A 1,144-nucleotide genomic window follows, 5' to 3' on the forward strand; every position below is an offset into this window, starting at 1 on the left:
CTTCGACTTCGACGCGCCGACGTCACCGTCGGCGTTGTGGGTGTCGGAGTTGTTGGAGTCCGATGCGGTCGCGGTGTCGATCCGCGGGCTGGTGGAGCCGGCGAAGATCACCCGGGACGAGTTGCGCCGGCAGCGGCGCCGGTTCATCACCGACATCCAGGAGCGGCACAAGCAGGGCAAGATGTCGCGGGCGGAGCAGGACGAGATGTTGGCGAACCTGACCGTGATCGAGGACCACTACGCCAAGGGTGGCGCGAACCCGACCCTGGTCGATACCTCGATCCTGGTCGCGTTTGCCGGGATCAAGGATCTGGACCGGCTGAACACTGCGGACCGGCAGTTGGCGAAGCTGGCGCCGATGACGTTGACTCAGCCGGGGGCGATGGCGGAGACCTGGCTGTGTTCGACGATCTCGGCCAACCCGAAGCTGCACGACCTGCCGATCCAGACGATCGCCGCGTCGGGGATCACGAGCTTGTCGTTCGTCGGCGACCGGGACGGTGCCTTGTTCGGGCTGACCGAACGGGACCGGCAACCGGCGTTGTTGTCGCCGACCGCGGCGTCGACAGCGGACGGGTTGCCGATCTTCCTGTGCGCGGCCGCGACCGGTGCGGGGAAGACGATGCTGATGTTGAACCTGGCCGACCAGTGGGCCCGGATGGGCTATTCGGGGGTGATCATCGACCCGAAGCAGGGCTCGGACCACTCGGCCGCGGTGCAGGCGTCCGGCGGTCAGGTGGTCCGGCTGGACGACGTGTTGGAGGCCGACGGCATCTTCGACCCGATCCGGTTCTCCGCGAAGGCCGACGTCGGGGTCGAGTTGGCGGCGTCGATGTTGTTGTCGGTGAACGTATGGGGCGCGGCCAAGGCCGACTACGAACAGCCGTTGGAGGAAGCACTCAAGCACGGCGTGGAGCGGGGCGCGACCTGTATCGGCGAGGCGCTGACGATCGCCCGGGACGAGCTGGGTGACCAGCTGCCGCCCGATCTGGTGCACAAGGTGCTGGCGCAGGCGAAAGCATCGCCGACGTTCGCCGCGCTGGTCGGCACCAACCCGAAGTCCCGGTCGCTGGCGGTGGCCGAGGGGATCACGCTGATCATGGTCGGCGACTCGCACCTGAACATCCCGTTGCCCGGGCACCAG

1 protein-coding gene is annotated in these 1,144 nt (G+C 67.7%); it reads left to right on the top strand.

The annotated features are described in order from the left end of the window. A partial coding sequence (locus ABD747_RS09095) for a hypothetical protein (RefSeq protein WP_344803612.1) occupies positions 1-1,144 on the top strand: 1,144 nt, incomplete at both ends.

The organism is Microlunatus ginsengisoli (assembly GCF_039537205.1).
Classification (GTDB): domain Bacteria; phylum Actinomycetota; class Actinomycetes; order Propionibacteriales; family Propionibacteriaceae; genus Microlunatus; species Microlunatus ginsengisoli.